This window comes from Pedobacter sp. 22163 (assembly GCF_052045595.1).
In the GTDB taxonomy this organism is placed as follows: domain Bacteria; phylum Bacteroidota; class Bacteroidia; order Sphingobacteriales; family Sphingobacteriaceae; genus Pedobacter.
This window is the reverse complement of record NZ_JBQEPM010000005.1, coordinates 180,031-192,608: the sequence shown is the minus strand read 5'-3', so window position 1 is coordinate 192,608 and position 12,578 is coordinate 180,031. Positions and strand designations below refer to the sequence as shown.

Genomic DNA, 12,578 nt, shown 5'->3' with positions numbered 1-12,578 from the left:
TTTATATTTCCTGAAAGAAGTTTAACAATGCTTCGGCGATTACCAGTGGTTGTTGTATCGGGATATTATGATCTCCCGGCACAGCGATTAATGAGGCGTTTTTAATCATTCCGTCTAAATGTTTACCTGCGTTAAGGCAATTGGAATCAGTGCCATACAGCAATAGGGTAGACTGTTTTATAGTTTCGATTGCAGGGTTGCCGAAAAAGTCTTTTTCGAGTTCCATGTCGGTTTTAATCGAAGTTTGATAAAAAAGGTACTCGTACATGCGGTGGTTACGCTCCATCTGCCTTTTACCCATTTTTACTTTTGTGGTATCAGTGAAATTTTCAACGTAATGTTCTAAAAATTCACGGCTGTACTCATCAATAATCCCCCTTGTTTTATCGTCATTCGGATCCGGTGCTTCAATTATTGCCAGTTTGTTAATGCGTTCTGGAAAGCGGGTGGCCATTTTTAAAGCAATCAATCCACCGAAGCTATAACCACCTAGATGCACTTTTTGAAGGTTTAAAACCTCTACTAATGCAAACAGATCGTTGGTCATACTCTCCAGGTCGTATCCCTCCAAAGCCTTTTCGCTCATGCCATGACTTTTTAAGTCGTACAGTACCACATGATACTTTGTGGCCAAGAGCGGCGCGATATTAAAATAATAGACAGACAGGTTGCTGAACATCCCATGAACGAGGACGATGGTTTCAGTAGCTTCTTTATTGAGCTCCTGAATGTGAACCGATTTGCCGTTTACCGTTATGATTGGCATTCTTCGATATAAGAGATAATCATGCCTAAGTTTAAGTTGATCAGCTGATCTAAATCCATTGAAGATAACCAGCCCGTAAAATCGATCTGTTCGCCAAAATGGGCTTTGATTTTTTCCGAAAAAGATACAATTTCGATGCTATCCATTTCCAGATCTTTGGTGAAAGAACTTTCAGGGGTGATATCCATTTCTTCAACAAATTCTTCACCGATTACTTCGGTGATAAATTGTTTCATGAGGTTGAAGATTTCTTCGCTGCTTAGTTTTGTAGTTATAGTGTCCATCCGATGATATAGTTTTTATGTTTGATTGTTTTGATTGTGATGTTATTGATGCATAGTTCTTCTCCATTGATTACTTCAACAGTATAGGCTTTGGGATTGCCCTGTAAACCTTTGCCGAGGTATTTTCCATAAGCTTCTTTAGCTACCCAGAACCGGGTTGCCCATTCTATTTTGTCGCGGCTTTCGAGCAGTGCCATTTCGTGATCGTTAAACACAAGATCGAAGAAACCGGCGCTCCGTTCTTCAATATGTTCGATATCGATGCCAACAGGTTCGTTAAAACGTGCTATGCCGACGGCATCGGTACCTTTATGTGCAATCGAGATATTGATGTTATCTGTTAAACCACCTTTAACGTAAGGTTTGCGGAATTCATCCGAATAGATTTCGAAGGTGATGGGGTAACAGGCCTGGTTTTTCTGTGTATTCAATAAATTCCGAACGGCATCTTTCGCCGCCACGCGACTGATCATCCAAGTTCTTCTTTTATTGGGTAAGAGGTTTTGGTGGTGCTTTTTCTCTGTCTGGTTGAAATATCTTTTCAGGATAAAATCCCATGATACCACACGCGAATATGCATTGCCGAAAAGGAAAACGCCAGGTGCAACCTCTTGCGATAAACGGTTGTGAAGCGGCGACATCGACACGTTCCAAAGGGGCTCATCTATTTCGAGTCTGCGGTTTTGCCAGCCTGATATAATGAGCCAGGTGATGCCATCTCTTTTCATCACGATATCGGCAGTGGCAAATTCATCGTTTATTTCTGTAAGTACGCAGGTACATTCGAATTGTCCTTTCTGATCGGCCATATCGCCGAAAAATTCTATTTCCTGAATTTTAACCGGAAAAGCAATCCGATCTTTTTCTAAAGTGAGTTGAAGCCATAAACCAAATAGCTGACCTGCATTATCAAGCAATGAGCCTTTTCCACCTGAGGCTTCGATGATGCCTGTGATTCCTTTTTCGCCAACTGCGGTCAGTTTTTTGATACCCTGGTAATCTGGTCCGTGGAACATGTGTGCATCGTAAATCTGTGCAGCAGTACGGTCGATATCCAATAATTTTCCAATATCGAAAGTTCTTTTCGGAGCAGGGCTTAACTGTGCAGCTAACTGCACTTCTGCATTGGCAAAACGTTCCAGATTAAGGTAAACCCTTTGCTCGTCTTTCCATTCGCCAGTTACGGTTTCCTGAAAAGGTTTAACCACGTTCATCCATTGGAAAACCCGCATATTCATGATTTTCTGTACCTTTTCTTCGGGCGATTGCGCGTTGGCTATTTCAGCAAACACTTCAAAAATCATGGTCATAGGAATTACGGGATCCATATCTTCTACCGTTGGCCAGCCTTTTGGTTGCCTCAATAGGGAATGATCGATCAGGTAAGGGCAGTTCTCCAGGCTCACATCAAGTTTTTGGCTAAAAGGTTGCCTTATGGGTTTTATTGGTTTGGTTGGCGCCCAGTTGCTCGGCTGATCGACTTGTAATGCTGCATTTTCGAACAGTTCGATCATTTCGCTCTGCATATTGATCATTTCCATCACATTCTCATTAAAAGCCTGTAAAACCGGATGTTTAGCCTCCACAAAAGTTTTAGATGGTGTTGGTTGAGCTTGTTTAATGGTTAAGCCTTTAAGTGTTTGCAGGTTATGGATAATCGGCGAACCCAGTTCGAGTTTAATGCCTTTGTTTTTTTGTTTTGGGGTTGATCTGATATTACCCAAATAATTAAGGCTGATTTCTTTTCCTTCAATAAAAAGTGCTGCCAAAACCCTTTGCAACTGCGTAATGCCCGAACGGATCGGCACATTGGCACTAATGGTGCTGATTTCTTTTCCCCTTAAAGTATCGTCGATAAAGCCGACTAAACCACCAGAACCCACCTGAATAAAAACACGCGCACCCTCTGCATATAACTTTTCGGTAAGCTCGCGGAAACGCACTGGTTTAATCAGGTGTTCGGCACTTAACTGACGGATGGCTTCAAAGCCTTCGGGATAAGTTTCTAAAGTAGTGGCCGACCAAAGCGGTGTAGTGGTTTTTCGGAACTGCATATCCTGCATGCCCTCGAGGATCAAACCCAGCTTATCGGCCACAAATGGAGAATGAAAACCCGATTGGAAAGGCAAAATCTGATGAAAAATCTGTTTTACCTTTAATATTGAAACAAGCTCTTCAAGCGCTATTTTGCTGCCACAAAGGATTACCTGTTGCGGGCAGTTATCGTTTGAAAGGTATAAATCGGGTATACTTTCGATAATGGGTTGAAGCGTATCTAAACCGCAACCCACGGCAATAAAACGCGAATCTTTCAGCTCAAAAGTTTCGGGGTTAAGCACATTCAGTAAATTCATTACCGAACTTTCTTCTGCCAGTTCCGAAGATCTTGCAGCCAGCCATTCGCCAAGGCTGTGCCCTGCATTCATATCAGATTTAATGCCCAATTGTTTTAATGCCTGATCTAAAACACTGCTTTTGTTCAGGATATTGAGTGCCTCGCTTAAAAGACCGTCCTGTTTTTCGTTTTCGTCAATACTGATGTTGAAATAATCGGCTACCGATTTGATTTCGCCACCTGCAAGTCCATCTAAACCCGGAAAAACAAATGCTATTTTTCCATCGTTCGCCAATAGTGGCGCATTGGTGTACCAAATGTCCTGTTTATTTCTCCAGGGAGAATTTTTAGCCACAATTTTTAGGGCTTTTTTGATCCTTTCGGAACTTGGATTAAATAACACTAAACGGAAATTTCCATTCCCAATGCTATAATCTCCATTTTCGAGCGATTCGATCAAGGCCTCATGACTTGGCCTTGCGATGACCAATACTTCATCTTTTTTAGACGTATCATAAGCAGTTAATACCACATGGGCATTTATTCCACCAAAACCGAATGCATTTACAGCTGCCAGTTTTGGCAAACCCGATTGGTTCCAGTCTATCGCTTTTTGCACTGCCGAAAAACGGGTTTCGGCCAGTTGTGCTACAGGTTCATCGCAATGTAAAGTAGGGGGGATGATGCCATGATATAAAGCCAGACTCGACTTGATCAATCCTGCTATACCCGCTGCAGGCATGGCATGGCCGATATTCGATTTTACAGAACCGATACCTGCTTTTGGCAGATCGGCATCCTGGCCGAAAAACTGTTTTAAGGTTTCAACCTCGGTTTTGTCACCAAGTGGGGTACCTGTTCCATGGGCTTCTAAATAGCCAATATTTTTACTTTCCAGTTCTGCGTTTTTCCAGGCTTCGGTAATGGCTTTTAATTGGCCTTTAACCGATGGACTCATTACGCTGGTTCCGCTGCCATCGCTACTGATGCCTACACCTTTAATTACTGAATAAATTTTATCCTGATCCCTTATGGCATCTTCAAGGCGTTTTAGCACAACAAAACCACAACCTTCGCCAATAATCAATCCATCAGCGTTTTGATCGAAAGGCTTTATTTTTTCTTGTTTGGATAAAGCGCCCAGCTGAGAAAAAATGCTCCAAAAGGCTGCATTCTGGCCTAAATGTACACCGCCTGCAATAATCATATCGCAACGCCCACTATTCAGCTCCTGCACGCCATGATCAACTGCAATAAGTGAACTGGCACAGGCAGCATCCAAAGTAAAAGCCAGTCCGCCTAAGTTAAGGCGGTTGGCTACCAATGATGCCACTAAATTAGGGATCAATCCCATTGCGGTATCGGCACTGAAACGGCCTTTACGCAATTGAAATTCGTGTTTTACCTTTTCAATTTCTGCATCGGTAAGTTGTGGCATCAAGTCTTTTAATACACTCGAAATTTGCTCGCCAGTTCTTACAATTTCGATGGCACGGGTTGCCCCTGGCCCCACATAATTGCCTTTGCCAATAATGATCCCGGTTTTATCGAGGGAATATTTTTTTTCGAATACTGATGCATCCGCTAATGCCTGGTGAACCAGATCTAAGGTTAACAGATGATCGGGTTCGGTACCTTCAACAGCCAAGGGTAAAATACCGAAGCGCTGCGGATCAAAATGATGATCCGGGATAAAACCTCCTCGGTTACAATAAAAGCGATCTACCCCGCTCACCGCTTTGTCGAAATGTACAGGGTCAATCCGATCAGCCGGAACCTCTTGTGTAGAATCTACGCGGTTGATAATATTCTCCCAAAAGGCCTGCATATCTTTCGCACCCGGAAAAATGCATGACATTCCAATAATTGCTACATCGCTTTTCTTCATCTGCTGTTTGGTTATGCGATTTTTACGTCCAGGTGTTTCCGGCCATAATCAATACCTGGCTTTCTTTACCATATTTAAGTTCGTTCAGGAAAGTTTCCATTCCATCCTGTAAAGGGATCAATGCAATTCCCCTGCGTTGGTATTCTTTCTCTAATGTTGGCGAAACCATACCGGCACCTTTCCACGGCCCCCAGTTAATGGCCATTACCTTACCTTGAATCTTCTGTTTTAAGGCCCAGGCATATTTATCCATTACACTGTTTGCTGCGGCATAATCGGTTTGCCCGCGGTTTCCATAAACAGAGGCAATGCTCGAGAAAAGGATCACAAATTGGGTTTCTGGCCTTAACTGCTCGGCTAATACTCTTAATGGGGTTACTTTGGTGTCGAAAACACGTCCGAAAGATTCGGAAGTTTTGCTGTGGAACAATTTATCTTCCAATAAACCTGCACCATGTACCACACCATCTATGCGACCATAATCTTCGTAAACCTGATTGATCAAACGGGTTAACGCTTCTTCATCTTTAAGGTCTAGCGACTCATACACTACCGTCGATCCACCTTCTTCTAAAGTTGCAATGCAGCGTAAAATCTGGTTGTTTTTGTAAATCCGATTCGTTTCCTGTTCTATTTCGGCAGGTTTTTTAATCTCACCCTGTTTAATTAGGTACTGTCTGATTTCATCTTTGGTCTTTAATGAAGAACTGGCTTCATTTGCCGAAGCTATTGGATTTGCAGAGCGGCCTACCAAAATGTACCTGCAAGGGTAGTCTTTGGCAAAATGAATCATCAGTTCGGCTGTAATCCCTTGTGCGCCACCTAAAACCATCACTACAGCATCTTTATCTAAGTGAATGTGCGCATCGGTTTCGGTACTCAATTGATGCGGTACAAGTTCCATAATATGTCTTTTATGGTCATTGTAAATGATCTCTGAGGGTTTATCCGGATTCAGGATTTCATTTAAGGTAATATTGGTGATTTCATCTGGCGACATTTTGGTTTCGAGACTGATGAAACGGCATTTGGTATGTTCGTATTCGCGGTCTAAGCTTTTAAAGAAGCCCGAGTAACCCTGGTAATTTCTCAAGAAAGAGATGTCCGATTGATCGTTAAAATATTGTTTGGTATCTGCAATCAGGTACACCCATTTTACGGTATCAAAATTTAGTTTTTTAATGGTTGCGAAATGATCGAGAATGCCTACTTTTTGCTGTGCTTCGAACATATTCAAAATGATGAGGCCCTGATAGCCATCCAATGAGTCTTCAAAGCTCACCAGATTGGCAATAGCACCATGTTTTTCGAGCACTTTCTTGATTTTGACCGCCTGTCCGCCACCATCATCGGTTAAGGCAAAACGCTGACCTTTTAAAATGGCTGCTTCGGTAATGGTAAGTGCAGCAGGAGTTAGCTCAAATCTTAAACGGGATAATTTTTCTTTAACCGTTTGATCATCGATGCTCTCCTCAATAAGCTTTTTTGCTTCTGTAAGCACCTCCGAGCTTTCAGCTTCAACATCGGCAATCCAGTTAACCAGGGAATTTAAGGTTTTGATTGCGGCCAGTTTCTCCATTAAGTCATCAGCTTGTTCACTTTGTGCGCCAAAACCGATTTTTTCTTTTAAAGAGGCGATAATTTCCATCCGTTTGATCGAGTCGATGCTTAAATCAGCTTCAAGATCTAAATCCATGCCCAGCATTTCTTTTGGATAACCTGTTTTTTCACTCACCACATCAAGAATGGCCGATTTTAACTGATCTAATGAAAATTTTGTTTGTTCAGCCTGGCTTGTTGCTACGGCTATCGGAGCAGGAACACTAACCGCTTTTGGCTGTTCGGTGTTTTCTACAAGCCAGTTTACCAGGCTGTTTAAGGTTTTAAGTCCGGCAAGCTGCTCCATGATTTTATCTTCCGGAAGGTTTAATTGAGAGAAACCACCCAGTTCGCTACGTAAAGCACCAATAATTTCTACACGTTTGATCGAATCGATACTTAAATCGGCTTCCAGATCCATTTCCATACCTAACATTTCTTGTGGATAGCCAGTTTTATCGCTTACAATTTGCAAAAGCACCAGTTTTAAATCTTTTTGTGCAACAACAGGTGTTATTACTTCGATGGTTTGTGCTTGTGGCACTTCCTGTTTTACCGTGAACTGATTTTCAATCCGTACTGGTTGAGGTGCCTGGTATGATGTTAAAGGTTGATTAATGATTTGCGAAGGCATTGCGGGAGCCTGCCCTAAAAAGGAAAGCATCACATCGCGTTGTGCCTGAATCAGCATTTTCATGCTGTGCAGGTACTCCTGCATCATTAAGTCTTTGGCTGAGCCATTAACCTGCTGATTTTCAGTTAATGTAGAGGTGTTATTCATAAGGATAATCGGTTTAGTAATAGGGGACGCACCATTTGCCGGAAGTTTACCTGTTGATGGAACAGCGTGTTGACCGTTCACATACCAGATAGCGGGACTTTTTTTATAAATTGAAGGTTCATCCAATTTGATGTTTTTAACAGAACGGCCTTCAAATAATTTTTCGAGTTTGATTTCGCGACCGGTAGCCATGTAACCAGCCAGTGTGCCCAACAAATTGCTGAGTTTATTTTGCCCTTGATCTTCGGTGTGTAAAATCACTTCGTCTTTACCGATGCAAGCTTTGGTTAAACCACTTAGCACCTTGCCAGGGCCAACTTCTACGAAAACCCTGGCGCCGGCGGCATACATATCCCTAAGCTCATCAACAAAAAGGACAGGTTTTATTAAATGGTCAGTCAAACGTTCTTTTACAGCGGCAGCTTCAGTTGGATATTCTTTTGCCGTGGTGTTAGACCATACGGGAATTTTTAGATCATTAAAGTTTACGCCAGAAAGCACTTGTTGATAAAGCTGTTTCGATTTGGCCACCAATGGACTGTGGAAAGCACAGGCTACCTCTAGCGGGCGGAAAGATATTTTGGCTTGTTTTAACACTACAGCCAACTGGCCGATAGCTGCTGTACTGCCTGCAATAACACATTGCGTTGGTGCATTAAAGTTTACGGGATAAACGTCTTTGATATCGCCAAGATATTGTGCAAGGTCTTCCTGTTTTGCGCTAACGGCAAGCATAGTACCCGGATCGCCGTTTTCTACTGCATTTAAAATAGATTGTGCCCGTTCTGCGCTTAGGTGTACCAGGGCTTCTTCTTCAAAAGCACCAGCAAAACAAAGCGCAGGCAATTCGCCATAACTGTGGCCTGCAACCATATCAGGCACAATGCCCAATGATTTTAAAAAGTTAGCGATTGCAAGATCAACAATACCCAATAGCGGTTGTGCCATGCGGGTATCTTTTATGCGTTCTTTTTGTGCTTTCGCATCAACCTCGTTAAACACGGTATTTGGGAACAGGATTTTTTCGTATTCAGGATAAGCTTTCAGCAGTTTTCTCATTTCAGGGAAAACCACAAAAAGATCTCTTGCCATATTTACCCTTTGGCTGCCCTGCCCTGGGAACATAAAAGCAACCTTGCCATCCTGTTTTTGAGTAAGGTAGGTGTCTTTGCTTTCTACGCCAGATAAAACAAGGTCGATTTTCATCACCAGATCTTCTGCATGATTGGCAACAATGCTCAATTGAACAGGTTTGGTATCAGCAGTTGCTAAACTATAGGCAATATCTTTCAGTTCGATCTGATCGTTCAGTTCTAAGAGATTTTTTACCAAAATCACCCTCTTTTTGGCTTCCTCGTAAGTATCGCCTCTGAAAACAAACAGTTCTGATGGCCACGATTTTAAGATCGAATTTTTATTTTCGGTATTCTGAGCACTTTCCAATACGGCATGGAAATTTGTTCCGCCAAAACCAAAGGCACTAACGCCAGCATATCTTTTTTCTTCCATCCATAAACCGGCTTCCGTATGGAAAGCGAATGGACTGGTTTGGGCGTTATAGAAACTATTTGGTGTTTTTAAATTGATAGTAGGTGGTTTAATCCCGTGGTAAACGGATAGCGATGCTTTAATCAAACCTGCAATTCCGGCAGCGCATTTGGTATGGCCAATCTGAGTTTTTACAGAGCCTAAATGTGTTTGTCCGGCGGTTGCACCCGATTGATTAAGCATGTCGGTCAGCGCGCTGATTTCAGTTTTATCACCAACTACTGTGCCTGTACCATGTGCTTCTACCAGGCCAACCAGTGATGGCGTAATTCCAGCCTGGCTATAAGCCCTTTCCAAAGCATTTACCTGTCCGTTTTTACGTGGTGCGGTTAAACCCAGGCTTTTGCCGTCGCTCGATCCACCTACACCTTTAATAATAGAATAAATCGTATCACCATCGCGTAAAGCATCATCGTATCTTTTTAATACGATCATGGCAATCCCTTCGCCAAGGGCAATTCCATCTGCTTCGGCATCAAAAGTGGCACATCTTCCTTTTTTAGAAAGTGCATGTGTGCTCGAGAACATCAGGTAATCGTTAATGCCATTGTGCAGATCTGCTCCGCCGGCCAAAACCATATCTGATTTCTCTAAAAATAATTCCTGACAAGCCAGATCGATTGCAGCCAAAGATGAAGCACAGGCCGCATCAACCGTATAATTCCGACCGCCCAGGTTTAACCTGTTGGTGATTCTGCCAGAAATTACATTCGCCAAAATACCCGGGAACGAATCTTCTGTTGTTTTTGGTAATACGGCATCTACTTCGGCTGGCATTTCGCCAAAAACCTGTTTGTAAAAGCCTCTAAAGCTATAGCTGTTGGCGAGGTCGTTTCCACCTTCGGCGCCAATAATTACAGAAACATTTTCGTTATCCACACCGCCATCTGCATAACCTGCGTGTTGCAAGGCCTGTTTAGCTACCATTAAGGTAAGCAGTTGGGTAGGTTCTATGGCCGCAAGCGACTGTGGCGGAATGCCAAATTCTAAGGGATCAAAATCTATCCTCGGGATGAAACCGCCCCATTTAGAGTGCGACATATCTCCTGCAGTAGAATCTGGATTATAATACAGCTCTTTGTTCCATCTTTCATCTGGTACTTCGGTTACCGAATCTTTGCCTAAAATGATATTGCGCCAGTATTCTTCGAGGTTTTTGGCCCCTGGGAAAATACAGGCCATGCCCACAATGGCAACATCCAGTGCTTTGATTTTATTTTCCGGAGGTGATGAAAGTGTGGCGTTTAAAATATGTGAATAGTTGTGGTCGGCTACATCCTGATGAAGATCGAGTAGCGACATCACTTCCTTATGCATAGGCGCAATCTGACCGATCATATACATGCCCAGGTCAGTTTGTTCAGCCTCGTCGATTTTTACCAGTTCATCGCCGCGTCTTTCTATACCTTTTGCGGCAATACGTAAACGGCCAACATTTAGCGTTTCGAGTTTGGCCCAGATTTCTTTTTTATCCATTCCCTCTGCCTGGAGTTTCTTTTTTTCTTCGTTAAAGAAAGTGGCAAATGAAGAATTTAAACACCTGGTTTCGTGTCCTGGAGCGGTTTCAAGCAGTACGGTTTCGTTTGCCTGCATGGCTTCCTGTTGGAATTTATCTAAAATGGCGCCTTTGCTTACAGCTTCTTTGGTATATAAATAAGCGGTGCCCATTAATACACCGATTTTCATTCCTTTGGCTGCCAAAGGGGCAGCCATTACTGAAATGAATGCAGTAGAAAAAGAATCGTGAATGCCACCTGCGAAGAAAACACTGATGCTTTCCGGATTTTCTTCCTTTAATAAACGTTCGATCTGTTTTTCCCACAATACCATGCTGGATAGGGGGCCAACGTGGCCACCACATTCGCGGCCTTCGAATACAAAGCGTTTAGCTCCTTCTTTTAAAAACATATCTAAAAGAGAAGCAGAAGGCACATGGAGAAAAGTTTTGATCCCTGCTTTTTCGAAGGGTTTAGCCTGCGACGGCCTTCCGCCTGCAATTAACAAAACAGGAGGTTTGGCATTTAATATATATTCCTGTTGTTCATCCCTAAGCTCTTGTGGTGCAAAACCTAAAATACCTACGCCCCAGGTTTTTTCGCCAGCCAGTTTTTTGGTTTCTTCAATCAGGTTTTTTGCCGATGCACCTTTTAGTAGGGATAACGCTATAAACGATAAGGCACCGGCTTCCGAAACTGCATCTGCAAACGGTGCAACATCGCTTACCCTGGTCATTGGGCCCTGCGCAATAGGATAGGTGATGTTTAAATCTTTAGCAAGCGGGTTATCCGCTTTTATCACATTGATGGCTTTGGCCTGTTTTAAATGGCCGTAAATGGCTTCTTTTATGCCAAAAATCAACTTATCAAGTTTTTTATATTTGGTAGCCAGGTCTATCGATAGGGCAATATCCTGACCCATTGGAAGATAATTTGTTTCCAGATCGTAACCTTTAAAATATTTTTGAAGACCATTATAATCTATATCTTCTGCCAATGCCGGCGAATTTGGACGGGTCAATACGCGAGCTTTATCAATCAGTTTAGTTTCTGTTCCGCTTAATTTACCACAAACAGTTTTTAAATCTTCAGGAGCGGAACATTCTGGAAATAAGGCGAGTTGGCTATCTAAAATAATTCCTGCTGCGCCTTGAGCCATTAAAGAAGCCGCTGTATGAATACCTACACCGCCCTGAACCCAAACCGGAATAGTGGTAATTTCTTTAATAACCCGTTGAAAAAGAACAAAAGAAGATTCGTATGCTACACGGCCAGCGCCTTCATTCCCTTTTATTATAATTCCATTTGCACCATTAGCTTGTGCAGCCAGTGCCGACTCAAGATCAAAAACCTGATAGATAATTTTTGCTGATGTTTTACGCTTTAGTACGAGATCAAACGGTACAATAATTAAACTTACCTGGGTAGGAAGATCAATATCAGCCAATTCTACTGAATTGATACTAACACCGAAATCGGAGATGCCCTCCGCTATAAGTGAATGAAGAGCGTCTTCAGCATCTGCTATGCTATGTCCAAGACTGAGAACCGGAAAGCAATCTGCTTTTTGTAGATTAGAAACCAATCTACTATCAGGGATTTCGAAGGGAGTTACTCCAATAATGGCGTATTTGTTCATGGCTTTAGATTTTTCTACTTCTTCTGTTTGATGGATGACTAAAAGCGAAACATAATGGTTCTTTATGCCTGCCTGTATACGCAATAACACAGCTTTTTAGGGCTACAATTAATGTGTATGATTAATTAGACTAATATACGACTTGATTAAGTCAAATTGTTTTAAAAATTTATAAATGAATGAACTGAACAGGTGTTTAAAAAGCAACCTTTTTTTTCATTAAAAATGAATTTTATGAACAA

The 12,578-nt window shown here is 42.3% G+C and carries 4 protein-coding genes; all 4 read right to left on the bottom strand.

The window, feature by feature from the left end:
• Position 1: 1 nt before the first annotated feature.
• Genes ACTJKN_RS14760 through ACTJKN_RS14745 form a run of 4 tightly spaced genes read right to left on the bottom strand, consistent with a single transcriptional unit; the run spans position 2 to position 12,336 of the window.
• A complete protein-coding gene (locus tag ACTJKN_RS14760; RefSeq protein WP_440826109.1) occupies positions 2-766 on the bottom strand; it encodes an alpha/beta fold hydrolase in 765 nt (254 codons plus the stop codon).
• Positions 754-1,050, bottom strand: a complete 297-nt coding sequence (locus ACTJKN_RS14755) for an acyl carrier protein (protein ID WP_057933556.1) — start codon at positions 1,048-1,050, stop codon at positions 754-756. Before ACTJKN_RS14755 ends, ACTJKN_RS14760 begins: the two co-directional genes overlap by 13 nt.
• The gene (locus ACTJKN_RS14750; protein WP_440826108.1) at positions 1,038-5,273 is read right to left on the bottom strand and encodes a beta-ketoacyl synthase N-terminal-like domain-containing protein; all 4,236 of its coding nucleotides are present in this window, start codon (positions 5,271-5,273) and stop codon (positions 1,038-1,040) included. The genes ACTJKN_RS14755 and ACTJKN_RS14750 overlap by 13 nt, the downstream gene beginning before the upstream one ends.
• 22 nt (positions 5,274-5,295) lie before the next feature.
• Positions 5,296-12,336, bottom strand: a complete 7,041-nt coding sequence (locus ACTJKN_RS14745; RefSeq protein ID WP_440826557.1) for an SDR family NAD(P)-dependent oxidoreductase — start codon at positions 12,334-12,336, stop codon at positions 5,296-5,298.
• Positions 12,337-12,578 lie beyond the last annotated feature (242 nt).